Genomic DNA, 26,284 nt, shown 5'->3' on the forward strand with positions numbered 1-26,284 from the left:
ATTGTTTATATCTAAATGATATATTATTTAAATCGATTTGGATACATAGAATATCGCGTGAGTTTAAAATTTCTTACTAATTTAAATGATGCGAAAATAGATGAATGTAGATATTAGGATGCATGGAACACTACATTTTTATTAATCATATAAAATCAATATAATTTATATCTAAATGATATATTGTTTATATTGATTGGGAAAATTACAATAAAAAACAAAGATACTGTGCAAAAAGAAACGGGGGAGAAAATGATGACCTATAATCAATTACCAAAAGCGCAAGGTCTCTACCGTCCTGAATTTGAACATGATGCATGTGGAATTGGCTTATACGCTCATATAAAAGGAAATGCAACACATGATATTGTGAAACAAGGACTTCAAATGCTTTGTCAATTAGATCATCGTGGCGGACAGGGAAGTGATCCGCATACAGGGGATGGCGCAGGATTAATGGTGCAAATTCCAGATGAATTTTTCCGGAAAATTTGCTTAAACTTTCATTTACCTGAAAAAGGACGTTATGGGGTAGGAATGATCTTTTTTTCAAATGATCAGACGGAGCAAATAAAGATTGAGGCGCAAATAAACGAATTAATAGAACGAGAGGGACAAACGGTTCTTGGTTGGAGAACTGTGCCTATTGATGTCAGAATAATCGGTAAAGTCGGTATGGAGACATGCCCAACGATTCGCCAGGTTTTTATCGGAGCAAATAGAGATATCCAAGATGATTTAGCATTTGAACGTAAATTATTTATAATTAGAAAACAAGCCGAACAATGGGCGAAAGAACGTGAGTATCGTTTTTACTTTGCTAGCCTTTCAAGTAGAACGATTGTTTACAACGGATTGCTAACACCCAAACAAGTAGATGCCTTTTACCTAGACTTACAGAACGATTCTTTTGTTTCTGCTTTCGCTCTCGTACATTCCCGATTTAGTACGAATACTTTTCCGAGCTGGGAAAGAGCGCATCCGAATAGGTACCTTATCCATAATGGAGAAATCAACACGCTACGGGGGAATATTAACTGGATGAAAGCTCGTGAACAAAGGCTTGTTTCTGAAGCATTTGGAGAAGATTTATCAAAAGTGCTACCGATTATTGATACAAATGGTAGTGATTCATCAATATTAGATAATGCTTTGGAATTCTTTGTGCTAGCAGGTAGGAAACCCGCTCATGCAGCGATGATGCTAATTCCTGAACCTTGGGCAAATAACCCGCATTTGTCGAAAGAAAAGAGAGCATTTTATGAATATCATAGCTGTTTGATGGAACCATGGGATGGACCGACAGCCATTTCTTTTACGGATGGGAAACAAATTGGGGCTGTTTTAGATCGAAATGGTTTACGTCCAGCACGTTATTATGTGACAAAAGATGATTATATTATTTTCTCATCGGAAGTTGGTGTCATCAACGTTGAACCAGAAAATGTATTGTACAAGGAACGTTTGAGCCCAGGGAAAATGCTTTTACTTGACCTAGAACAAGGACGCATAGTTTCCGATGTGGAAGTAAAATCGGAAATGGCAGGGGCTTATCCGTATCAAGAATGGTTGGATGAACATCTTGTTCAATTAGATAATATGGAAAGAGAAGAAGACGAAGTCGCGGATTTGCTTTCGCGTCAAAAAGCGTTTGGTTACACGTATGAGGAAGTCAAGAAAAATTTGCTGCCCATGATCACGGAAGGAAAGGACCCGCTAGGTTCTATGGGGAATGATAGTCCACTGGCTGTATTATCGGATCGTCCACAATCTCTTTTTAACTATTTTAAGCAATCCTTTGCCCAAGTTACCAATCCACCAATTGATTCGATTCGTGAAAAAATTGTTACGTCAACGATGACATACTTGGGGGCAGAAGGGGATTTGCTTCAACCTAATGAAGAAAATTGCTCTAGGATTCAGCTTGAAACGCCTATTATAACGAATAGTCAAATGGAACAATTGAAAGTGATCAAAGGCTTTAGAAGTGCATGTATACACACTATATTTTCTGAAAATTTAGAAAATAAACTTGAGTGTATTTTTCGAGAAGCAGATCAAGTAATTGCTGAAGGTGCAACCCTATTAATATTATCAGATCGATATATGAATAAAGATGAAACGGCCATCCCATCTTTATTAGTAGTAAGCGCCTTACATCATCATCTTGTTAAACAAGGAAACCGTACAAATGTAAGCATAATTGTTGAAGCCGGAGATGTAAGAGAAGTTCACCATTTTGCTGCACTTATTGGATATGGTGCGGATGCGATCAACCCATATCTTACTTATGCCACTTATAAAGAAGCAATCTTAGATGGAAGCTTATCTGTCTGCTATCAAGAAGCAGTTAAAAGGTACGGCAAATGTATTACCGATGGTGTCGTTAAAGTTATGTCAAAAATGGGTATTTCGACGGTACAGAGCTATCGTGGTGCACAAATTTTCGAAGCAGTAGGCATTGGTTCAAGCGTTATCGACCGTTACTTTAGTGGAACGGCTTCACAAATTGGTGGGATTGACTTAGCGACTATAGAGGAAGAAGCTAGGATTCGTCACATGAAGGCATTCGTTGATTCGAATGATGATACGTTAGAGTCAGGAAGCGATTTTCAATGGAGAAAAAACGGTGAACATCATGCCTTTAATCCAAAGACAATTCATACCCTGCAATGGGCTACCCGCAAAGGTGATTATGAATTGTATAAACAATATTCATATATGGCAAATGAGGAAAGGATTGGATTCTTACGCAATTTATTTTCATTTGATCCATCTCGCCAAGCCGTAGCAATTGAGGATGTGGAATCTGTTGACTCGATCGTCCGCCGATTTAAAACCGGTGCGATGTCCTTTGGTTCTTTAAGTAAAGAAGCGCACGAAACATTAGCAATTGCGATGAATCGGTTAGGTGGGAAAAGCAACAGTGGTGAAGGCGGGGAACATCCAAATCGTTATATCATAGACGAAAATGGCGACAATCGTCGAAGTGGCATTAAGCAAATTGCCTCAGGTCGCTTTGGTGTGAAAAGCCATTATTTGGTCAATGCAGATGAATTGCAAATTAAAATGGCACAAGGAGCGAAACCAGGTGAAGGAGGGCAGCTTCCTGGTAATAAAGTGTATCCATGGGTTGCGGAAGTCCGGGGTTCTACACCAGGTGTTGGACTCATTTCTCCGCCGCCACATCATGATATTTACTCCATTGAAGATTTAGCACAGTTGATCCACGATTTGAAAAACGCCAATCGTGACGCAAGAATCAGCGTGAAGCTAGTATCAAAAGCAGGCGTTGGGACCATTGCAGCTGGTGTAGCCAAGGGCGCTGCAGATGTTATCGTTATCAGTGGGTACGAAGGCGGAACTGGTGCATCTCCTAAAACTAGCATTAAACATACAGGGTTACCCTGGGAACTTGGACTTGCAGAAGCACATCAAACATTAATGCTGAATGGCTTACGCGAGAGAGTCATTTTAGAAACAGACGGAAAGCTCATGACCGGAAAAGATGTTGTCATGGCCGCGATATTAGGGGCAGAAGAATTTGGTTTTGCGACAGCACCACTTGTTGTTCTAGGTTGTGTCATGATGCGTGCTTGTCATTTGGATACTTGTCCTGTCGGGGTTGCGACACAAAACCCGGAGCTTCGTGCAAAATTTACCGGGAATCCAGATCATATTGTGAACTTTATGCGTTTTGTTGCCGAGGAAGTTCGTGAACTTATGGCGGAACTTGGATTTAAAACAGTTGAGGAAATGGTTGGTCGTACAGATGTCTTACAAGTAAGTGAGCGAGCAAAAAATCATTGGAAAGCAAAACATTTGGACTTATCCACGCTGTTATATCAGCCTGAAGGAATTCGTACGTTTCAAACACCCCAAAACCATAAGATTAATGAATCACTAGATATTCAAGTCATTTTGCCAAGCGTTCTCCCAGCTTTAGAAGATCAGATACCGGTGGATATCACGCTTCCGATTACAAATGTCAACCGTGTTGTTGGAACCATCGTTGGTAGTGAAGTTTCAAAACGATATGGAGAAGAAGGATTACATGAAGATACAATCACGCTTCGTTTTACAGGATCAGCCGGGCAAAGTTTCGGTGCCTTTATTCCGAATGGATTGAGTCTTCATTTAACTGGTGATGCGAATGACTATCTCGGAAAAGGACTATCTGGTGGAAAACTGATTGTGAAGGCACCTTATGAAGCTCAGCTTGTAGCGTCAGAGAATGTAATTGCCGGAAATGTTGCCTTAATTGGTGCAACTAGCGGTGAAGCCTATATCAACGGTCGCGTTGGAGAACGTTTTGCGGTTCGTAATAGTGGTGTAAACGTTGTTGTGGAGGGAATTGGCGACCATGGCTGTGAATATATGACTGGTGGATGCGTTGTCATTTTGGGCAACGTTGGAAAAAACTTTGCGGCAGGTATGTCAGGAGGAATTGCTTACGTTCTTGCCGATCATCGTGATGAGTTTATGGCACTGTGCAACCAAGAGATGATCGAACTTTGTGAGATTGATGATCGACGTGATGTCGCGATACTGTGGGAAATGATTCTTAGTCATTATATTTACACAGGTAGTATCAAAGCGTGTAATGTGATTGAGAATTGGGATGAGATCGCTGGAAAATTTGTAAAGGTCATTCCAAAAGACTATAAACGCATGTTGGAAAGTATTCAAGAACAAAAACAAACTGGTTTAACAGACGAACAAGCGACAATGGCTGCATTTCAAGCGAACACCGGACGAGAAAAGAGAAATTCTATTCAAATATTTGAAACAATGATGAAATAAGAAAGGAGAGAGGAATATGGGAAAAGCAACAGGATTTATGGAATTTACTCGTCAAAAACCAAAAGATAGAGATCCACTTGCGCGATTAAGCGACTGGAAAGAGTATTCATCCCCTTTGTCTAATAAGATGTTAAGTCAACAAGGAGCGCGGTGCATGGACTGTGCCACTCCTTTCTGCCATATGGGTTCGGAAATACAAGGGATGACAACCGGGTGTCCAATTCACAATTTAATCCCAGAGTGGAATGATTTAGTTTATCGTGAGCGATGGAAGGAAGCGTTAGAGCGGTTGCTTAAAACGAATAATTTCCCAGAATTCACAGGTCGCGTTTGTCCAGCTCCTTGTGAAGGGTCTTGTACAGTAGCCATTTCCGATCCAGCGGTCACAATTAAAAGTATTGAGCGAAGCATCATTGATAAGGGATTTGAAAATGGCTGGATAACACCGCGTATACCAGAAAAACGGACAGGGAAGAAAATCGCTATTATCGGCTCAGGCCCTGCTGGTTTAGCAAGTGCGGATCAACTAAATCAAGCAGGCCACAATGTAACCGTCTATGAACGGTCAGACCGTGCAGGAGGATTATTAATATACGGTATTCCCAACATGAAGCTTGAAAAAGACATTGTCGTGCGCCGCATCCAATTACTAACTAAAGAAGGCATCAACTTTGTCACAAATACGGAAGTTGGCAAAGATATCTCAACCGAAGAACTTCAAAACCAATTTGATGCCGTTATCCTTTGTACAGGGGCTCAAAAACAGCGTGATCTAATGCTTGAGGGCAGGGAAGCGAAAGGAATTCATTTCGCAATGGATTACTTAACAACTACTACGAAAAGTTTACTAGATTCCAATTTTGAGGACGGCCAGTTCATTGATACAAAAGGCAAGGATGTAATCGTAATCGGAGGTGGAGATACAGGAGCTGACTGTGTCGCTACCGCAATCCGCCAAAATTGTCGTAGTGTCGTGCAATTTGGCAAGCACCCAAAATTACCAACATCTCGTACGTCCGAAAATATGTGGCCAGCCTATCCGAACGTCTTTACACTCGAATATGCGTATGAAGAAGCTGAAGCAAAATTTGGTGATGATCCCCGTGAATATTCTATCCAGACGAAGAAAATTGTCGCAGATGAAAAAGGACATGTAAAAGAGCTGCATACCATTCAAATGAAAAAAACAAAGGATGGAGATGGAAAATACTACTATAAAGAAATTCCAGGATCCGAAAAAATCTGGCCCTCACAATTGGTCTTCATCGCAATCGGGTTTGAAGGAACAGAACAGCCGTTATTAACTCAGTTCGGTGTAGCAACAACGAATCAAAAAATCAACGCTGTCTATGGCGATTACAAAACAAATATCGAAGGAATCTTCGCAGCTGGTGATGCAAGAAGGGGTCAAAGCCTCATTGTATGGGCGATTAACGAAGGTCGTGAAGTTGCACGTGAAGTAGACTGTTATTTGATGGGAAGTTCGAAATGACCTTAAGTTCTTTTATAAAAAAACCTGATTCCGAAATTAGTGGAATCGGGTTTTCAACGCATACGTCATTAAGAATAAGACTACAATCTGTTTTTTTAAGTAAAACAGAATTATATGGAGTCTAAAAAAATATTTTTTCGCTTAATGATTGCTAGTGAATTGGGTAAACCTAAAAGAAAAGCCTGTACACTTTATAATCAAACTTATTTTAAGAGGATAGTGCTTAAGGAGGACCATATGAAAGTAACGGATATACTTGTTCAATGTTTAGAAAGTGAAGGGGTCGAATATGTTTTCGGCATTCCTGGTAAAGAAATTCTTGATCTCGTAGATTCCTTATCCCGATCTACCCAAATTCAGTTTGTGAATGTTCGACATGAACAAGGGGCTGCTTTCATGGCGGATGTATATGGAAGGTTATCGAGTCAGGTGGGAGTATGTTTATCGACGCTTGGACCCGGTGCTACTAATTTGTTGACAGGAATAGCAAGTGCGAAGCTAGATCATTCACCTGTAGTGGTCATCACAGGACAAGCTGCTTTTGAAAGACAACATAAAGAATCCCATCAGTATTTGGATATAGCAAAAGTATTTGAACCTGCAACAAAATGGAGTATTCAAATCAAAGATTCACAAAGAATTCCTGAAATGATCCGAAAAGCCTTTAGAGTCGCAAGGATGGAGAAACCAGGACCAGTAGTATTAGAATTACCGGAGAACTTAGCAGAACAAATGATTTCAAGCAAACCCTTACCGGCTACTTTTGTTCCACAAAGTATTCCTGTAATGGATTCGCTAAAGGCTGCAATATCACTTATTCAACAATATAAGAAACCACTTGTTATTATTGGTAACGGAGTGATTAGGCAAGAAGCCGTAGCTGAACTTCATACCTTTATTGAAGCTCTTCAAGTACCGGTGATTCATAGCTTTATGGCAAAAGGAGTTTTACCTAAACATCACCCACTTAATTTCTTCACTTTTGGGTTCAATAAAAATGATGAAGTTTTAGCTGTCATCAAGGAAGCAGATTTGCTTATTGTCATTGGAGTTGATTTCGTGGAAAAGTTACCTAAAGAATGGAATGAAAAAAAACTGCCGATTTTACATTTAGATGCAATACCCGCTGAAATAGATGAGTATTATCCCGTACAGGTAGAATTGGTCGGAAATATCAAGCAATCCTTAAGGGAGTTTAATCGACTTACTATTCCAACTAAATCATGGGTACCTTTCGGAGATCTTCAAGAAAAAATCAAGAAATCTTATCAAATTGAAGAAATACCACAAGATTTTAAATCATTACCTTTAACGATAGAGAAAGTCTTACATATTATCGAAAAGCTCTCTTCAAAGAATACTATTGTGATTTCAGATGTCGGTGCCCATAAAGTGTCAATTGCTCGTACTTATCAGCCAAAACAGCCGAATAGGCTTATTATATCAAATGGGCTAGCCTCAATGGGAATTGCTATTCCAGGGTCCATAGGTGCTAAGTTAGCTTGCCCCGATGATTCCGTAATTTGTATAACTGGAGATGGTGGGGCTTTAATGAATTTTTCAGAAATAGAGACAGCCAAGCGTTTAGGACTTTCTATCATTATCATTATTCTAAATGATTCAATATTAAAATTGGAACAGGAGACGATGAATAAAATGTTTGGAAAGAGCTATGGAGTAGCATTTCAAAACCCGGATTTTGTCCAGTTGGCAACTAGCTTTGGAGTCAAAGGGGGACGAGTGTCTCGAGTAGCTGAATTTGAAAATATGCTGAAAGAGGCATTAGAATCTTCAAATGAGCTTGTAATAATTGACGTTTCTTTACAAATCTAATACGTGCTTTCTTTTCAATACGATAGAATAGGGACTACTCTCCTTTGAATATATAAAAATAGAGGCTTTTTAGGGGGGGACGGTGGAACGTCCTGATCCAATGGTTCGAATTACAAAACCGGAAGATATCTTGGTTCCATCAGGCTATAAAATTAAAGTATTTGCTGAGAAACTTATGACACCCATTAATTTAACGTTTACAGATCAAGGGGATATGCTCATCGCAGATGCTGGAGTAGGTTCAGGAAATGGTAAAGTGTTAATACACACCTCAACCGGAATAAGAGTAATTGCTGAGGGATTTAACCCTCCGCTTACGGGGATTACATTTTATAAGGAAAAACATCTATGTTGCTCATCGAGGGTTTATTACAATAGTAAAACCAGATGGTTCTAAGAAGGATATTATTTCAGGATTACCGAGCCTCGGTGATCATCATAACAATCGTGTGATATTCGGCCCTGAAGGTAAGATGTATTTCGGCCAAGGAACAGCGACTAACTCCGGTGTTATTGGTGAAGATAATAGCAGGTGAGTGAAGCAGCATCCGTACTTTCATGATTATCCAGGATCTTTCATTCCGCTAGTCGGACAAATCTTTGAAACAAGAAATATTTTATCTGATCAATCAGGTGAACGTGTATGGACAGGAGCGTATTCTCCATTTGGTGTCCCTTCCTATCGAGGGGAATATATAAAAGGCATGGTGAAGGAGAGCGGTAGTATATTGAGAGCCAATCCGGACGGAACTCAGCTTGAATTAATTGCCTGGGACTAAGGAATCCATTTCGTCTAAAGTTCGATCGACCAAATCGCTTATTTTGCGGAAATCATGGAATTGATGTCCGAGGAAGTCGGCCTGTCAATCAATCTCCGGATGAATTTCAATGGATCAGGCAAGGAATGTGGTATGGATGGCCTGGTTATACAGGGGGGCAACCTGTGACAAATTCTATGTTCAAACCAGAAGGAACGCTACAGCCAACCTTTTTGCTCAGACAGCACCCCATGTAGCCACCAAAACCTGTCGCTGCATTTGCTCCCCATTCGGCCATAATGGGCTTTGATTTTAACTATGACCCTATAGGATTTATTGCTGAGTTTGGAAGTGAGGCACCAGATACGACTGGTGGAAAAGCCTCTCCGTTAGTTGGTCACCGCTTTTCTAGGGTTCATACTGAAACAGGAAAAATCACGATATTTACTGTCAACAAAACTGGACTTGCAGCAAGTGCAACGGGTGAAGGCGGCTTGGAACGGCCGATTGATGTTACGTTTGGGAAACAAAATGAAATGTTTATTACCGATTTTGGCATCTTTAAATCACCTGGAAGTACTAAACTACTGATTCCAAACACAGGTGTAATTTGGAAAGTTACGAAGATATAATCGCTTTTACTCTTTTAAAAATGGTTATACTGATTTCAACCCAAACCCAGTTATAAAGGATAGCGAATAATAAAATAAGACCTAGTGTGAGGAAAGAAAAAGTCTGAGAAACAGTAGGACCTAGTACTGGGAATTCGAAACCGTACAATAAGATGATAATTCCAATCGTTAATAGTGTAGCACCGCTAACAATAATACTTACCCTCGTTTTGAAAAAGTAAAAAGCAGCTCCAGCACCAATCCCTAATAAACCTGTTGTAAAGGGGAAAATAATGAGTTCGCTTGGCTGAAGAATAAGGAGTAATCCGATTGTTAGCAAATAGGAAATCCAACCAAGAGGAATGGAAAGCATGGAGCAAAAAAGGATAGGAGCAGTAGCTAGTGGGCTAATGAAATAACCGATTCCAGGGAAAAGACCTCCAGCTGATTGAAAGAGTGCGGCTAGACTCGCGAAAAGAGAGCCTAACACAAGCCGTTTGGTTTTAGATAGTCTAAGAAAAGTATGTTGAGTAGTTTTGATCTCATCAGAAATGGATTTTAATGAATCCATGGACTTCACCTCATTTAGACTTTTTTACACTATATGTGTCATTTCTAACATATTTGCTTGAATTGATAAATTACGTGATACTTCTCATACAAAATGGCATCCTTTTATAAGTAAGAAAAGATATACTGTATTAGCTTTCAATATACTCAATAGGAGATAAGATAGTCGATGTACTCTTAAATAAATGAAGATGTCTCATAAGCTATCTGGACGAAACTACTATCAAAAAGTAACTATGAGGACATCCAGTTTACATGTGGGGCATCATCATTTTTTTGTTTTTTATGGTGTCCATTAGACGAGGCAGAAGGATGAAGAAGAAATAAGAATGTGGCGACATTATAAGTTCTAAATTTTTTAAGACGCTTGAGACCTATCACTACTCAAGAAATTTACTTTTCAAGAATGATCTCTTTTTATGATCTATTCCTTGAAAATAACAATCAGCTGCAAAATTTGATCTAAAATTCTAAATATAAACTAAAAAAAGAATATTTTTTTACATTAGCGCTTTCAATTTATTATTGACGGATAATGTCGAAAGTGATATTCTACATGTATAAATAATTAGTTAGTTTAATGAACAAATTAATTAATTGCATTTTAATTCGAAATTGGGTAACACTTTTTATTTAATTCCTTTTGAAAAGGATTACAAACGAGGGTACTTTTAACTGAAAAAGGGGTGGGTTTTATGGGAGCACCAGCATTAGCATCAAAAACAACAGCTACTAGTTCCAAAAAACTGAGTTTAAAAGAGAAAATGTCCTACGGTTTTGGGGATGTTGGAAACGGTCTCATGTTTGATATGGGACAGATTTATCTTTTGAAATTTTATACAGATATATTAGGAATTTCATCGTACTGGGCCGGCTTAGTCTTCTTAATTTCAAAAATTTTCGATGCCTTTGCCGATGCGAGTGTCGGGGCTTTTGTTGATTCTCGAACGAACATCTCAAAACGCGGAAAGTTTCGACCATTTATTCTTTGGGGGTCCATTCCTCTCGCCATCTTAACAGTCGTTTCATTTATAGCACCGGATTTTTCCGATAGTGGAAAAGTTGTCTGGGCATTTGGTACGTATATGGCATTTGGACTTGCGTACTCTATTGTAAACATTCCTTATGGATCTTTATCTGCAGCAATGACTCAAGATCCAATAGATCGCGCGTCACTTGGATCATTTAGAGCGATTGGGAGTCAAATGGCTTTACTGATTGCAGGGGTTTCTGTTATTCCGATTGTACTTCAGTTTTCTGACCATAAGACTGGTTATCTTGTTGCCGTTTCAATCATGGCATTGTTTGGCGTAGTTTTCCACTTTATTTGTTACCGTAACACAAAAGAAAAAATTGTAAGACAGCAGAGAAAAGAAAAAATTCCACTTCCAGTATTGTTTAAATCATTGTTATCTAATAAACCATTAATTGTACTTTGTTTAGTATCATTGTTCATGATTGCAGGTAGCAATCTTCGTACAGCTGTCCAGTTATACTATTTGGAATATAACTTAAACAATCCGAGTTTAATGGCGATTCTGACTTTCCTGAGTATTGGACTTGCGATTGTTGGTTCTATGTTTATACCGGCTCTTGTAAAACGAATTGGTAAAAAGAAAACGTTTGCTCTTGGGCTTGTAATTGGTATCACAGCTGATATTGTTAACTTTGTGTTGCCAACTGATACGACAACATTCTTGATTGCATTTTCAATCGGGAGCTTTGGACTTGCTTTTGCTATGGGTCTTCCATGGGTGATGGTTGCTGATGCTGTTGATTATCATGAATGGAATTCAGGCGAACGGACAGAAGGTGTGGTCTATTCATCATACAGTTTCTTCCGTAAATTGGCACAAGCACTTGCAGGCTTCATTCCAGGGGTTGCGTTAGGAGTGATTGCTTATGTTCCAAATGTACAGCAAACTTCAGAAACACTGCTTGGCCTTAAAGGACTAATGTTCATGGTACCTGCTAGTCTAAACATTATTGCACTTGTTATTCTGGTGTTATTTTACAAATTAACAGATGCTATGTATAGCAAAATCGTCGAAGAATTAAAAGAAAGAAATAGCAAAAATAACCCAGATTTAGCTTAAGTTTTATCGCTAAATTAAAGAGTATGATTCGAATTAACAACTAAATTCTTTAAACAAACTCCCCTTTTAGCAGACTTGCTAGAAGGGGAGTTTGTTGTATTTAGAAAAATAGAATCCATTTTTATCTTGCATTGGCGGAAAGTCAAGTCTCCCACCTTAAGGTCTAAAGGAATCGAAGAAGCATAGGTGGGGGATAACTTGCCTGTAAAGGCCTGATTGGTGAGATAAAGTTGTAGTGTTAAAAGGGTAAGTTTGCATCCACAGGATGTAGATCAAATAGACGAAGGACTAAAGGACGCGGCGTACTTAGTCTGTGATTCATTGTATTGACAGAATATGTTTACGGATATATCATCCATCCATACTTATTAAACGGGATCCGGTATCTTTTATTAATTGCAAACAAAAAACTCCCCTTGTTAGCAGAATGCTAGAAAGGGGAGCCGACTATATAATTACTTTCGATTTTAGCATCGCATCTTCTTCATATGTTAAATTAAGCATTGGAACATCGAGGAAATGTTTGATGGCTAGTGCGCAAGCTCCCATAGCGCAAGCTTTTTTCCCAATTGAGGATATCGACAGTTCACGATAATGACTGATAGAAGACGTAAGGTTTTCTTTAATTTTATTAACGGACTCTGGTAACATTCGAAGCAGTTCACTATATAACACTAAGACATCGGGATTATACAAATTAATCATATTGTTTAAACCAATTGATAAATAGTAAATAAATTCTTCGATTCTCTCAAGCACGACCTCATCGCCTTCGTCCATCCATCTTTGAATTTGATCATAACTCAGATTCTTGATTTGCCGTTCTTCAGACAGTTGTTTGAAAAAACTCGTTTCGGATGCGTATTGCTCCCAACAACCCAAATTTCCACATTTACAAGGTTTTCCTCCAGGTACGACAATCATATGGCCGATCTCACCTGCAAATCCATCATGACCACGAAAAAACTCACTGTTCATCATCATGCCAAGACCGATCCCTGAAGAAAGGCTTGCACATAACAAATTGTCAGTTTCATGATGGACAAAGACTCGTTCAGCAAACGAGCATAAGTTTGCATTGTTTTCAAGATAAATATTAATGTCAATTTCTTTCTGTAGGTCCCTTTTTAAAGGAATGTCTCGCCACTGTAAGGATGGAACATATTGAATAACTTCATCTTTCGTAACGAGCCCATGGATACCGATGACAATTCCAATAATTCCATAGAGGCTATCTGAAAAATTTGTAATGAATGATTTGATCTCGTTGATTAATATACGAAAAATCGATGTGTATTCTGTGGTATTTATTTCGATATCTTTTGTAGAAATAGGATGGCCAAGCAAGTTTGATAGAGTAAAAGAAATATGGCCATAGTCAAGGTCAATACCTAACGAGTATCCTGCTTCACCGTTTATAGAAAGCATAATTGGCTTTCTGCCGACTGCATAATGCTCTAGTTGCCTCTCAACAATGAGACCTTCTTCTAATAAAGAAACAGCTTGTGCTGAAATGGTTGCTCTTGTTAAGTCTGTTGCTTTCGAAAGATCTGCTCTGGAAATCATGCCTTCCTCAATGATTTTTTTGATGATTAATGATCGATTGATTTTTTTTATATAAGATGCATCCCCCGTAACCATGCATTTATTCCCCCGTTCGTGAGCTGTTTTTATGTATGCGTTTTCATTATAACAGTTTTCACAACATTATTCCTAACTATTTTAAGAATATCTTCAATAAGGGGAATTGACGAAATAAAAAAAAAGTGATAAATTAGATTTGTAATTAATTTGTTTAACAAACAAATTAATTGAGTGGGAATTTTGAGTAGTATTATTACTGTTTTTGAAAAGGTTTACAGGAAAGTGTAATATAAGTTTTATCACAAAATTTGGAGGAGAAAACTTTGAAGAATTTTTTAGACAAAGACTTTTTACTAGATTCAGCTACTGCAGTAAGTTTATATGAAAATGCAGCCTATCAACTACCGATTTTTGACTTTCACTGCCATTTAAATCCACAAGAAGTGTGGGAAAATAAGCCTTTTGAAAATATTACACAATTATGGCTTGCTGGAGACCATTATAAATGGCGAACCATGCGTATGAACGGGATAGGTGAAAGATTCATTACTGGTGACGCATCGGATTATGAAAAATTTGCAGCATGGGCACAAACCGTACCTCATTTAATTGGCAATCCACTTTATCATTGGACACATATGGAATTAAAATCATATTTCGGTATTGAAAAAAGCCTTAGTCCAGAAACAGCAAGTGAGATTTGGGAAGAATGTAATGAGAAATTGCAACAGCCAGAATACAGAGCAAGAGGATTTATTGAAAAATCAAATGTTAAATTTATCGGAACTACAGATGATCCAGTGTCAAATCTTGAATATCATCAATTACTAAAAGATGATTCAACATTTACAGCTATCATCGCTCCAACATTCCGTCCAGATGGAGCACTTTTTATAGAACGTCCAACATTTGAAAGTTGGCTTGAAAAATTGGCACAAGTTTCAAGTTTTGAATCTAGTTCTCTGGATGGTTTATTGAATGGACTTAAACAACGAGTTGCATTCTTCCATGAGAACGGTGGCCGCGCATCTGATCATGATATTCCAAAGATGTTTTATAAGGAAACAACGAAATCAGAAGCAGAAATGATTTTCAATAAACGACTTAGTGGCGCACAACTTTCAGAGGATGAAATCGTCGCATATCGTTCATTCCTTTTAAAAGAACTTGGAAAAATGTATGCTGAAAAACAATGGGTGATGCAGCTGCACATGGGAGCAATTCGTAATAACAACACAAAAATGAAGGAACTGATTGGCCCAGATACAGGCTTTGACTCAGTGGGTGAGGCAAATGTAGCAGAAGGGTTGTCACATTTCCTTGACGCACTAGAACAGCAAGATGCGTTGCCTAGAACCATTCTTTATAATTTAAATCCAAAAGATAATGCTGTGCTCGCTGGAATGATGGGGAACTTCTACGAAGAAGGTGTTCCAGGGAAAATTCAATTTGGGTCTGGATGGTGGTTTAACGACCACATCGATGGAATGGAAAGACAAATGAAAGATTTAGCTAATGTTGGCGTACTTAGCCATTTTGTCGGTATGCTGACAGACTCACGTAGCTTCCTTTCTTATGAGCGTCATGATTATTTCCGTCGGATTTTATGTAATATCCTAGGAAATTGGGTAGAGGAAGGTAAAGCTCCTAACGACACGGCTTACCTTGAACAAATGGTTAGGAATATTGGATATAACAACGCTGAAAGATATTTTTTGGAGAGATAAGATTAAGTTGAGTAAACTTCTTGAAACCGGGCAAATGCCTGGTTTTTTTCATAGTGCTTTAGGATTTCGTAGTAAGTAGTCCAAAAAGGGTCTTTACAGTAGTCAATATTCTTATTTATTCGTGCGAGCCAAAATCAACTGAGAATACGTACAATAATAAATAAAACGGTTTTTCTCGAAAATTCTACATGAGTTAATTGACTAACAATAAGAAAAATGTTAAATTATCTATATATTATAGTTAATTTGTTTAATAAACAAATTAATAATGCTTTGTTCAAATTTAAGCTACTAAAACGATTGAAATAGGCAAATTCCAGAAAAAGTTTTCCTATTCACAAGTTGAAAAGAAGATCTTTTTCATTGCCTCTTACATACCCTTAAATATTTTGAAAAAGCAACGATAGTATTTTTTTGGATTTAACCAAATTAATTATAATCAATTGAGTAAACACTAACATCGATGTTATGAATTTAAAGGCGTGATAAAGATGTTATACCCAATTACTACAGAATGATGTAATGAGAGTGTTAAACTTTATCTAAACTTTATATTAGATATTTCTGTCTTATTCGACCAATTTTATGTAAAATGGTATAAGAGAACTCATATCATGCTTTAACAAAAAAACTAATGTGTCAAGAAAGGAATTCGATATGTCAAAACAACAAATTGGAGTTATCGGTTTAGCAGTAATGGGGAAAAACCTTGCATTAAATATTGAAAGTCGTGGATATTCTGTTTCTGTTTTCAATCGTTCATATGATAAAACAGAAGAGTTTTTAAAGAACGAAGCAGAAGGAAAAAATTTCGTTGGTGCAAAAACAGTTGAAGAATTTGTTAACTCATTAGAAAAGCCACGTAAAATTCTTTTAATGGTTAAAGCTGGTGCAGCGACAGACGCAACGATCGATTCATTAAAACCATATCTTGAAAAAGGCGACATCCTTATGGATGGTGGAAATACTTTCTTCCAAGATACAATTAGACGTAATAAAGAACTAGCACCTACAGGTATTCACTTCATCGGTACAGGCGTTTCTGGTGGTGAAGAAGGAGCGTTAAAAGGACCTTCGATTATGCCAGGTGGACAAAAAGAAGCATACGAGCTTGTGGAACCAATCTTAACTGCCATTTCAGCAAAAGTTGAAGGCGATGCTTGTGTTACATATATTGGACCGAACGGTGCTGGCCATTATGTAAAAATGGTTCATAACGGAATTGAATATGGGGATATGCAATTAATTTGTGAAGCATATTTTATTCTTAAAAACGTACTTGGTCTAAGTGCAACAGAACTTCATGATGTGTTTGCAGAGTGGAATAAAGGTGAGTTAGACAGCTATTTAATCGAAATTACTGCTGATATCTTTACAAAAGTGGACGAAGAAACAGGAAAACCACTTGTTGATATGATCCTTGATACGGCTGGACAAAAAGGAACAGGTAAATGGACAAGTCAAAACGCTTTAGATTTAGGTGTTCCACTTCCGATTATTACAGAATCAGTATTTGCTCGCTTTATCTCTGCAATGAAAGATGAGCGTGTCAAAGCAAGTAAATTGTTAACAGGACCTAAAGTTGAAGCATTTAAAGGTAAAAAAGAAGAGTTAATTGAAGCAGTACGTAAAGCACTTTATTTAAGTAAAATTGTTTCATATGCTCAAGGATTTGCACAAATGCGCGCAGCATCAGAAGAATATGATTGGAATCTAAGCTATGGTGATATCGCGATGATTTTCCGCGGTGGTTGTATCATCCGTGCTCAATTCCTACAAAAAATTAAAGATGCATATGACCAAGATCCTAAATTGGCAAACTTGTTATTAGATCCATACTTTAAAGAGATTGCTGAAAGTTACCAAACTGCATTGCGTGAAGTTCTAACGTTGGCTATTGAGAGTGGAATCCCAGTACCATCATTCGCGAGCGCAATTGCTTATTATGATAGCTATCGTACTGAAACTTTACCAGCTAATCTTTTACAAGCTCAACGCGATTACTTTGGTGCACACACATATCAACGTGTGGACAAAGAAGGCGTGTTCCATACAAACTGGATGGGCGAGTAAGTAAGAATAGAAATGAGAAAAAGGACGAAACCTTATGTATAAAGGTTTTGTCCTTTTTCATATTGTTTGAATCTAACCCATTTGAATATGTTCTTGACCAATTCCGTCAACAGTTTGTCAATAAAGTATGATGGATTACATTTGAATAGACTATCCAATTTCAAGTTGCTTGTTGGTCTACGGATTGCAACGTATGTCTGTAAGTATCCATGGTAATACCAATACTAGAATGACCCAATCTTTCAGATATTAATTTCGCATGAACACTTTGATTGATAAAAGATTAATATATGGTTCATTATAAAAATTAAATGCTTGTTGAGAATTTGTTTTCATATTCCTTATCAAAGACATTCTGAGTCATTTTCTTTTGGTGCAGATTTTAGATTAATACCTTTGAAAATACGTATTATAGGGATCTATCTTGCAGAAAGAATTGTGCTCAATTTGCTTTTAAGGGACATATATATTTAATTAAATAATAAATTTTTTAGAAGTGATTTATAACAATTAAGTGCTGTAGAACCAGCAATTGAGAATGTGTAGAAGCAATAAATATAATAGCGAAACGAAATAAAGACCTACTAACCATCCGTTAGTAAGTCTTGTCTTAACTTTTTGTCTTTAATCTAAATGATACTGTTGTTTAATCACTTCAAAAACATCGTGTAAAACTGGGGTATTTTGTCGGCTTACCAATAGTAAAATTCCGCCTTCAATCATGGCACAATGGATTCTGCGTTTTTTTTCAGATTAATTGATTCATCTAACTGATGATTCTCAATCATTTCCGTTAAAATATCAGTGACTGAGTTTATCCAATGATTAAAAAAATTCTTCAATTTTCACTTGAAATTCCTCATCTTGGACACTCATTTCAATTGCCAAATTTCCCATTGCATATCCGTACTTAATTTCCATTTCTGCATGACTTGTCTTGGCCCATTTGAGCATACGATTTAACTTAGTAATAGGGTCATCTGAATTATTCAAAATTCCAATTATTAACTGTATTTCCCAATCTTTGACTAGATCTTCTACAACAGCTAATCCAAGATCATGTTTTGATTGAAAGTGATGGTAAAATTGTCCTTTTCCTATATTAGTAGCTGCCATAATATCGCTGACTGATGTCGTTTGGTAGACCTTGGAGTGTATAACCTCTCTAGCTATTCGTATAATTTCCTGTATTTTAGAAGACATAATAACACAACCACAATCTTGATAACTTTGAATCATACTAGCCGTGTGTGCATAGGAACCACCTGCGCGTAATGCGGAAGTAACGATAATAGCTTCTGCGAGTTCTTCACTTGTTGCACCGAGTTTTTCTGCCTTTTTAGTATGAACGTCGATGCAATATGGACATTGACTGGCTATTCTAGATGCAGTCGCGATAATTTCTTTAAATTTAGCAGTGAGTTTTCCTTCTTTAGTGGAAGCAGCACTAAATACTGAATAGCCTTTGAATCCTTCAGGAGCAAATTCACCTAAATTGCTTAAATATTACAAATTGGAGCAGGCATATCTTCTAATGATGCTCCTGCTCTTTTTGCTAAGATACAAGACTATACCCTTAGACACTAGTAGGTTTCTTCAAGAAAAATGGTTGTTAAGATCAAAGGGTTATATTTCCATGCTAAATATTTTGTTTGCCAATAATAAATAAAGTATGTTTGACTGCGTTTGTACCGAATGATACGTACAAAATATCAAAACATACTTTTTATAAATACAGTAAACTCTATTCATTGATGAAAAGAGTGAAGGGAGCATGCGGTTTGAATATCACCATAACAGACAGTGCGATAGAAGAACTAAACAAAAAAATCGGAGAACAGAAAGGAATATTAAAAATAAAATACGAAATCGACGAACACGAGTTTTTCGGATGTGCTGGCGGAATGCCGACTTTATGGTTTGTCTCTTCTGCGGAAGAAAATGACGATCTTTTATTTGATACAAATAATCGCCCAGTTTTAATGGAAAAGTCAAAACTACTCTTTTTTGAAAAAGAATTAAAAACTGATTTTTCGATTACAGCTAACAGTTTTCAATTAATAAGCCCTCACCGTGAGTGGTCTAAGTGCGGTTTTAAATACTAACTAAATTGCTAATTTGTCCCTCTTTTATTTTTTTGAACAAACCAAACAATAATAAATACAATAAGTGCCACTACAAACATAAAGAAATAGGACGTATTCGCAGCTGTCGCATAACCTTCACTTGTTTTAATTGAAACTTTTGTTAATTGTATCGAATAAATCGTCACAATGACTGCCGTACAAATTGCTCCTGCTAATTGACGAATCGTATTGTTAATAGCTGAGCCATGTGAAGCCAATTCTTTAGGTAAGGCATTTAAATCGGCATACATTAAAACCGTAATCGCGATATTCACAAACGTCGTCATCGAGAACATTTTATATTGAAATACCGATAAATTTAACAGTGGATCGCTAGATGACAGTTGACGCTGACAAGATAGCACCGTAACCACAAGTTCTAATCCAATTGTTGTACAACAAGCCAGTCGCCACAACCTTGACTACCTGCACTACTAAAGCCAAATAGTAAAAATCCGAAGCCAATTGTGGAGTAAATGACACTTAATCCATCTAATTTTACCTTTGTCGCCTCTGCTACATTCAATAAATACTTATACGCAATTAAAATAATTAATGCCACAAATGGAATTAAGCCAATAAATAGCCATCTTCATGACATAAATTCAACGATAAACCCCGCAACTGTTGGGGCAATGGCTGGAGCGAAAATAATCGCAAACCCTACTTTCCCCATTACAGAACCGCGCTTTTCCATTGGATATAAGAAAACAATGACTGTCATCATTAACGGAATAATAATACCAGCACCGACAGCTTGAACCATACGCCCTGCTAATAACACACCAAAATTCATGGCACTCGCAGCAATAATAGAACCGACTAATAAAAACAACATCGAGCTAATAAACAATTGACGTGTCGAAAATCGTTTCATTAAAAATAACCATTAAATCGCTCAATGCTACATTGAGTAATGTTTGATTTAATGTAGAAAAAAAGCATCCTGCAATCAGCAATAGCTTCTTCTTTCGATCAGATATTTCGTTTTGCATAATTGAACTCCTAACGCTATGATAGTTTCATCGACACGATGTCTAAAAAGTATCATAACAAGAAATTTACTTAGTTGACCATGAACAATATAAGACTCACTGTCGACTAATCAACAATAAAAAATAAATTGTATATAAAATCAAATATGATAGACAGAAATGTGAAAAATGACTAAAAAAGAAGATCCTCGTGCCATTAGAACACAAGAAATGTTAAAAAACGCTGTATTAACTCTATTAAATGAGGGATTATCCATTAATCAATTATCTGTGCAAAAAGTGACGCAAAAAGCTTTATTAAATCGAACAACATTCTAATTACACTATCAAGATATGGACGATTTGATTGCTCAATTAACAAATGACATTTTACGTGAGTTAACTGATAAAATTGAAGCGCTCATTCAAGTGCAAGACATCAATGAAAAAAAACGATTAATTCAATTACTAGATTATCTTTATACACAAAGACATCATCTACTCGTACTTTTTCAAATTGAACAATTTGAAAAACATCTGTTTAACCTGATGAAAAAATTGATTGAAATACGTAGAATTAACAGTAACAAAACCACTCCGAAAATTTATATCGAATTAGAAATTAAAACAGCTTCTTTAGTCGGTGTCATTATGTGGTGGTTAAAAAATGGCTTACATTTAAGTGCTGATTATATTGCCGATCAAATTTATCTAATGTATAAATCCTAGTTAATATTACTAGACACGATAAGTACAAATTAAATTTCTTGGTAGAAAAACCTCACTTACTTATGATAAGGCTCAGCGAATCATAAACGGAAGAATGTCATTTATTAATAAAGTGTAATCAATGCAGGAATTGTAAACTTTGGATTCGTTTCAAGTGGTGTTTGGACAACTCAAGAAGTTAAACTCTTAATTCGGTTACTGTACATTAACCGAATAGTTGAACGCAAATATCATCCTGAATGAGTTGATATCCTCGTCCTTGCTTTTCGAAGATCTTCATGCTAGAAGGAAAATAAACCTGTTGTCCAATTTGAACTAAACTTCCAAAGTAGGAAGGATCTTGGCGATGTACAAAAGAACAAGAAAAAGGATTTTTATCAAAAACTTCTGGGTCAAGTAAACGGCAGATAAAAAATAACTTTATTGGAAATAGAATATAAAACATGAATGCTCTTTTCATTTTGTTTTACTTCTTTCATGTAGGAACTTTTAATTTATTTCAAATAATTGTACTATAGTATAGTGTGTATATTAGCAAGGAGTGAACATCTTTTGAATACAGAAGGAAATCTAGCTTTGAAGGAGCAGCCAGAAGAAATAACCCAACACAACGTCCCATCTTACCTAATTAAAATGAGGGGAAGAGGAAAGAGTCCTCTGAAAGTAAATGTGAAAGATGTTATAACTGGATTGATAGGTGGATTTATTACGATCTTTATTCTTGGATTATTAACAAGCTTTACATCTACCCCATGGTTAATAGCTTCGTTTGGTGCAAGTTGTGTATTAGCATTTGGGCTTTGGCATTCTCCTTTATCACAACCTAGAAATATCATAGGCGGACACTTCATTTCAACTTTAATAGGATTAGTTGTTTATCATATATTTGGAAATGAACCATGGTCTCTGGCCTTAGGAGTAGGATTAGCTATCGGTTTGATGATGTTAACCAAAACAACCCATCCTCCCGCCGGGGCAGATCCAATCATTGTAATGTTTGGTGCTTACTCATGGGAATCTTTATTTACGCCAGTATTAACAGGATCCATTATTATTGTGTTGATCGCATTATTAATTAATAATTTACGAAGTAATAGAAAATATCCTGTGTTTTGGATATAAAAGTAATGAAAAAAAGCCCAATTTCTCAATTTAAAGCTGAGAAATTGGGCTTTTTAATATTGGTATTTCCTTCACATTGTAAATTCACGTTTTACTGGTGGTACCCCATGCCCATCAAGCTAATGAAACGAATTTCCCCCAAAATAAAAAAGCGTTATTCTTTCAGTAAACTACTCGAAAAGGATGACGTTTTTTCATGGACCTCTCGCTTTCTGAAGAATTACAATGCTTTCTATTTCCAATAGTCCTACAAGATCTCGCCAAATAAGTTGGTTTTGTGCAGCGATCCAGTAAATATCAAGAAGACGAACTCATCGCCCTTTGCGTTTGGCTCAGCCAAGAAGTCGCTAGCGCATCGCTTACACTATATAGTCGATTAAGAGGCTTCGACGGGCGTACTCATGAGCCCAGAAGGACTGAATCAACACTTTAATCCATTACTTCGAGAGGTCTTTACTTTACTCCGTACACAGAAACTCTGTGCGACAAAATCGCGAACTTCACGTATCATTTCTGTTTTCAAACGTATTCGGATTCTAGATGCGACGGTGTTTCAGCTACCTGATTCCTTCGCCACTGATTATCAAGGCTCTGGAGGGAGTAGTAGCAGGGCTGGTGTGAAAATCCAACTTGAATACGATCTGCTTAGTGGCCAATTCTTAAATGTGCAGCTAGGGTCAGGAAAAAATAACGACAAAACATATGGTACGGATAGCCTTGAAAATGTGAGGCAGGTGATTTTTGCCTGCGTAACTTAGGTTATTTTAATTTGCGAGATTTACAAGCGATTCATGAGTTGAGAGCCTATTATATATATCGATTGAAATTAAATACACGTATTTATGTGAAAAAACCGGAACCAGAGTATTTCAAAAATGGAACGTTGAAAAAGCACACAGAATATACTCAGCTCGATATGGTACAGATCATGAAGGAACTGGAACCAGGTGAGACCATTGAAATTCCGGAAGCATGATTTCATTCATGATTCTCTTTTTTATGGTCTAGGAGTAAATGGATGGGGAAAAAAGTATTGAAGTGGATGATTAAAAATCATTTAAATTCATTAAGATAGAAGAGTAGGCTACCTACAAATCACATTAACCCTAAAAATGGTTGGGTGTGTGAATTGATTCACACTTATTTTGATTAGTTTTTATAGTGTGTTTTAAAGGAATTACTTTATTAATTGGGGATGATGTGTTGGTGTACACCGTCAATCAGATTAAGAAGCGGAAAGCATTGGATAATATCAAACCATATACGCCAGGTAAACCAATATGGGAAGTTCAAAAAGAATTAGGGGTAGAAAAGGTAATTAAGATACAATGCTTTAAAAGGGGATTATATAATAACCATCTTGCTTTATTCTTTTTTAGCTATTGGATTGATATAGATTTTCATCATTCTTCCTTACCCTTTATATAAAATTCTTTAATATGTAGTCCCAACACCTCGGAAAAAGGGCTTAAAGTAACGATAAAAAGACACCCTAGTGCATGGTTTTATTGAGAAACGTGCTTACCATACAAAAGAGGTGTCCTACATAACATGTTAATACTAACCAATACACGAAGACCAATAATGATCTGCGAGAGTAAACATACCTAGTACTATCTTAAACTGCGTGAAAGTTCTGTGAAAATAATACCTAGAGCAAAGGCGCCAGCATCAGGATAACCCAGGCTTCTTTCTCCAACCGTACCAGCACGGCCCATTCGAGCTACGATTTCCTTTGTATATTCGGCTCCTTCAACAGCCGCCAATGCCCCTTTTTCAAAAGCGGTCTTAAAGTCCACACCAGCAGCTGCACTTTCTGACCAAGAATTTGCACAAGGCACAAGCGCATCCACAAGGGTTTTATCGCCTACCTCTGCTCCTCTTCCGAAAGATCGCTCGCCAATGAACTGTATTCCCTTGACTGAAGCATGCAACATTTCAGCAAACTCTCTTACTGTTAATTCCATTTTCTCTTCCGTAGCCTTACTAGCAGCTCGGAAAGCTGCACCCCAAATTGGACCAGAAGCACCTCCACAATGTTCCATAATAATCATAGAGCACGCATCGAGAAAGTTCCCTATATGTAAGCGCTCTTGATCCAAAATCATGCTCCATTCTCGTTTTAATTGCTTGAATCCCTTGGAGATGCTCATCCCAAAGTCGCCATCGCCTGCATATGTATCCAATTCGCAGAATGGCACTTCGTTCTTGATAATGACTTCACTCATTTTATCTACAAGATAGATGATATTATCTAATGTGATTACCTTATCCTTGATTATAGCGTGTTCTATTGCTGTTTCTGTCTCGAAAAAAACAGGCTTCTTCTCTACGGGATCCCTAATGTCAACGTATTCCACACTCTCAATTGGTCCATCTACTCTAAAAGCAGGTGTATGACATTCTCTAGATAGCAATGTTTTCAACTCATCATCTAGTTTCATCACTGTCAGGGAAATTCCGGCCATATCAATACTAGTCATGTAATTACCGACAAAGGTTCGATCAATTCGTATATTTCTTTTATTCAACTCGCGAGAAACCGCATTGTTAAAAAGATAAAGCTCTTGCAATGGTGTACCACCAAAGCCGTTTACTAGGATAGCAATTTCTGAAGGAACATCATCATCTAATCCTAAATCCTTCAGAAGGTCAGTTGTCATGCGTAAGGCCAATTCGTCTGCGGTCGAAACTTTTTCCCGTTTTATGCCTGGCTCTCCATGAATGCCTACACCATATTCCATCTCATCCTCATTTAATTTGAAAGTGGGCGATCCATTAGCAGGAACCGTACAGGAGGTTAGTGCTAGACCAATGGTTCGAACATTTGTCGCTGCTTTTTCCGCTACGGTTTTGACCTGCATCAGATCCCTACCTTCTGCTGCTGCTGCTCCGGCTATTTTATGTACCAATACAACGCCTGCAACGCCACGACGTCCTACTGTATAGAGACTGTCTTCTACTGCAATATCATCATCTACTCTGATATATTCTACTTGAATGCCATCCTCGGTAGCTAAGTAGGCTCCATTTTTAAAGTTCATTATATCCCCACTGTAATTCTTAATGATCAGTAGAGTACCTTGTTTGCTGGCGGTTGCTTTAATCGCCTGATATACCTGTATCTGTGAAGGGGAAGCAAACACGTCTCCGCATACTGCAGCATCTAGCATTCCTTTTCCGACAAACCCGGCATGTGCCGGTTCATGGCCACTACCACCACCGCTAATTAGGGTTACCTTATTTTCGTTCAATTCTTTTTTCTTAATTATCTTATACTTTTTTAAGAACTCGAGTTCGGGATGAGCCATGACCATCCCATTGCACATCTCCATGACGAGAGTTTCAGGTTTATTAATAATTTTTTTCACTTGTTATTCCCCCTTTATTTGACAATCTCAGAAACTTATTAGTTTATTGATTTATGGAGTAGTGAGGAGATACCTACTTTTAAAAAAGGTATCACATATTATTTCGCCAATGTTATTGGCATCCCTTCTTCATCTTACTTGTCTCTTTCGTATTATAAGATTACTCAGAAACTTTTTTGGGTTGACATTATAATATGAAAGGGGGGCAATAACATAAAAAAATAAAGAATTATATAGAATGTTAAAGGAAAAATACTTTTAGATGTAAATTATATGCGTCTAATTTTTATTTTCCTTTTATTTCTAACAATTTTTCTATATACCAGTAGATTCTTGAAAACATCAGTACTAATGGTTACGATACTCCTTCTAAAGGTTTGAAATAATATTATCCATCCAAAATAGTTAGAATAAA

Annotated in this window: 16 protein-coding genes and 4 pseudogenes; 13 read left to right on the forward strand and 7 right to left on the reverse strand. The window is 37.2% G+C overall.

The window, feature by feature from the left end; all coding sequences use genetic code 11:
• Nucleotides 1–255 precede the first annotated feature (255 nt).
• The 6 genes from gltB to JNUCC23_RS09775 all read left to right on the forward strand — a co-directional run bounded on the left by gltB (nt 256) and on the right by JNUCC23_RS09775 (nt 9,518).
• Nucleotides 256–4,803 (forward strand): glutamate synthase large subunit, encoded by a 4,548-nt coding sequence (gene gltB, locus JNUCC23_RS09750; RefSeq protein WP_454215496.1) that lies wholly within the window; start codon nt 256–258, stop codon nt 4,801–4,803.
• 16 nt (nt 4,804–4,819) lie between these two features.
• On the forward strand, nt 4,820–6,295 hold the full coding sequence (gltD, locus tag JNUCC23_RS09755) for a glutamate synthase small subunit (RefSeq protein WP_403073748.1): 1,476 nt from the start codon (nt 4,820–4,822) through the stop codon (nt 6,293–6,295).
• Nucleotides 6,296–6,532: 237 nt separating this feature from the next.
• Nucleotides 6,533–8,128, forward strand: a complete 1,596-nt coding sequence (locus JNUCC23_RS09760) for an acetolactate synthase large subunit (protein WP_454215498.1) — start codon at nt 6,533–6,535, stop codon at nt 8,126–8,128.
• 82 nt (nt 8,129–8,210) lie between these two features.
• Entirely contained in the window at nt 8,211–8,525 is a 315-nt protein-coding gene (locus tag JNUCC23_RS09765) for a hypothetical protein (protein WP_454215500.1), read from the forward strand.
• 139 nt (nt 8,526–8,664) lie between these two features.
• A complete protein-coding gene (locus JNUCC23_RS09770; RefSeq protein WP_454215502.1) occupies nt 8,665–8,907 on the forward strand; it encodes a hypothetical protein in 243 nt (80 codons plus the stop codon).
• Nucleotides 8,908–9,185: 278 nt separating this feature from the next.
• On the forward strand, nt 9,186–9,518 hold the full coding sequence (locus JNUCC23_RS09775; protein WP_454215503.1) for a hypothetical protein: 333 nt from the start codon (nt 9,186–9,188) through the stop codon (nt 9,516–9,518).
• On the opposite strand, the gene JNUCC23_RS09780 is transcribed toward JNUCC23_RS09775, so the two are convergent.
• Nucleotides 9,505–10,068, reverse strand: coding sequence for a hypothetical protein (locus JNUCC23_RS09780; RefSeq protein WP_454215505.1), 564 nt, complete (start codon nt 10,066–10,068; stop codon nt 9,505–9,507). The two genes, JNUCC23_RS09775 and JNUCC23_RS09780, sit on opposite strands and share 14 nt — an antisense overlap.
• Before the next feature lie 694 nt (nt 10,069–10,762).
• Between JNUCC23_RS09780 and JNUCC23_RS09785 the strand changes: the two genes are divergently transcribed.
• On the forward strand, nt 10,763–12,163 hold the full coding sequence (locus JNUCC23_RS09785) for a glycoside-pentoside-hexuronide (GPH):cation symporter (protein WP_403073758.1): 1,401 nt from the start codon (nt 10,763–10,765) through the stop codon (nt 12,161–12,163).
• A gap of 447 nt (nt 12,164–12,610) precedes the next feature.
• Here the strand turns inward: JNUCC23_RS09785 and JNUCC23_RS09790 are convergent, their stop codons facing one another.
• Nucleotides 12,611–13,804: an ROK family transcriptional regulator gene (locus JNUCC23_RS09790; protein ID WP_403073760.1), complete on the reverse strand. Its 1,194-nt coding sequence runs from the start codon at nt 13,802–13,804 to the stop codon at nt 12,611–12,613.
• A gap of 266 nt (nt 13,805–14,070) precedes the next feature.
• On the opposite strand from JNUCC23_RS09790, the gene uxaC reads away from it, so the two are divergent.
• Both uxaC and gndA read left to right on the forward strand, forming a co-directional pair.
• The gene (uxaC, locus tag JNUCC23_RS09795) at nt 14,071–15,474 is read left to right on the forward strand and encodes a glucuronate isomerase (protein ID WP_403073762.1); all 1,404 of its coding nucleotides are present in this window, start codon (nt 14,071–14,073) and stop codon (nt 15,472–15,474) included.
• 657 nt (nt 15,475–16,131) lie between these two features.
• Complete coding sequence (gndA, locus tag JNUCC23_RS09800) at nt 16,132–17,547, forward strand: NADP-dependent phosphogluconate dehydrogenase (protein ID WP_403073764.1); 1,416 nt, start codon at nt 16,132–16,134, stop codon at nt 17,545–17,547.
• An 825-nt stretch (nt 17,548–18,372) separates the two neighbouring features.
• Here gndA and JNUCC23_RS09805 read toward each other — a convergent pair.
• Both JNUCC23_RS09805 and JNUCC23_RS09810 read right to left on the reverse strand, forming a co-directional pair.
• Complete coding sequence (locus tag JNUCC23_RS09805) at nt 18,373–18,750, reverse strand: TetR/AcrR family transcriptional regulator (RefSeq protein WP_454215508.1); 378 nt, start codon at nt 18,748–18,750, stop codon at nt 18,373–18,375.
• Nucleotides 18,751–18,864: 114 nt separating this feature from the next.
• Nucleotides 18,865–18,966: pseudogene (locus JNUCC23_RS09810) on the reverse strand (carboxymuconolactone decarboxylase family protein); the annotation flags it as partial.
• Between the two features lie 362 nt (nt 18,967–19,328).
• Here JNUCC23_RS09810 and JNUCC23_RS09815 point away from each other — a divergent pair.
• Nucleotides 19,329–19,652, forward strand: a complete 324-nt coding sequence (locus tag JNUCC23_RS09815) for an iron-sulfur cluster biosynthesis family protein (RefSeq protein ID WP_454215510.1) — start codon at nt 19,329–19,331, stop codon at nt 19,650–19,652.
• 8 nt (nt 19,653–19,660) lie between these two features.
• Here JNUCC23_RS09815 and JNUCC23_RS09820 read toward each other — a convergent pair.
• Nucleotides 19,661–20,668: pseudogene (locus JNUCC23_RS09820) on the reverse strand (MFS transporter).
• A gap of 168 nt (nt 20,669–20,836) precedes the next feature.
• On the opposite strand from JNUCC23_RS09820, the pseudogene JNUCC23_RS09825 reads away from it, so the two are divergent.
• Nucleotides 20,837–21,376 (forward strand): annotated as a pseudogene (locus tag JNUCC23_RS09825) (TetR-like C-terminal domain-containing protein).
• Between the two features lie 205 nt (nt 21,377–21,581).
• Here JNUCC23_RS09825 and JNUCC23_RS09830 read toward each other — a convergent pair.
• Nucleotides 21,582–21,836, reverse strand: a complete 255-nt coding sequence (locus tag JNUCC23_RS09830) for a hypothetical protein (protein WP_454215512.1) — start codon at nt 21,834–21,836, stop codon at nt 21,582–21,584.
• A gap of 173 nt (nt 21,837–22,009) precedes the next feature.
• Here JNUCC23_RS09830 and JNUCC23_RS09835 point away from each other — a divergent pair, with 173 nt between their 5' ends.
• Nucleotides 22,010–22,498, forward strand: coding sequence for an HPP family protein (locus tag JNUCC23_RS09835; RefSeq protein WP_403074038.1), 489 nt, complete (start codon nt 22,010–22,012; stop codon nt 22,496–22,498).
• A 196-nt stretch (nt 22,499–22,694) separates the two neighbouring features.
• Nucleotides 22,695–23,471 (forward strand): annotated as a pseudogene (locus JNUCC23_RS09840) (IS4 family transposase); the annotation flags it as partial.
• Nucleotides 23,472–24,111: 640 nt separating this feature from the next.
• Here the strand turns inward: JNUCC23_RS09840 and dhaK are convergent.
• Entirely contained in the window at nt 24,112–25,869 is a 1,758-nt protein-coding gene (gene dhaK / locus JNUCC23_RS09845; RefSeq protein ID WP_454215514.1) for a dihydroxyacetone kinase subunit DhaK, read from the reverse strand.
• Nucleotides 25,870–26,284: the final 415 nt, after the last annotated feature.

It is taken from the genome of Peribacillus sp. JNUCC 23 (assembly GCF_053653995.1).